This window comes from Streptococcus sp. CCH5-D3, assembly GCF_001556435.1.
In the GTDB taxonomy this organism is placed as follows: domain Bacteria; phylum Bacillota; class Bacilli; order Lactobacillales; family Streptococcaceae; genus Streptococcus.
Genome location: NZ_LSIW01000171.1, coordinates 1 through 385 on the forward strand (window position 1 = coordinate 1; position 385 = coordinate 385).

Annotated in this window: 1 protein-coding gene; it reads right to left on the minus strand. The window is 47.3% G+C overall.

What is annotated here, in order from left to right; all coding sequences use genetic code 11:
- The coding region (locus AX662_RS09785; RefSeq protein WP_231728439.1) for an Ig-like domain-containing protein at positions 1-385 on the minus strand (385 nt) is incomplete at both ends.

Genomic DNA, 385 nt, shown 5'->3' on the forward strand with positions numbered 1-385 from the left:
TCACAGATACTGTAGCACCTTCGTTCAAACCACTTACTGGAACGCTGAAGTTACCATCTTGGTCTGCTGTTGCTGATACCTTAGAGCCATCTGGAAGAGTGACTTCTACGGTTGAGCCTGCTTCAGCTGTACCTGTTACTGCAGTATCACCTGCTTTAACGGTGTTCACAACTGGTGCTAGTGGAGCTGTCTTATCATTTGCTTTCGCTACAGTTGCAGTTGTCGCATCTGACTTATTACCAGCTTCGTCTGTCGCAGTGACAGAAACTGTGTCACCTTCGTTCAAGCCACTTACCGGAACACTGTAGTTTCCATCTTGATCAGCTGTTCCTGATACTTTAGAGCCATCTGGAAGAGTAACTTCTACGGTTGAGCCTGCTTCGGC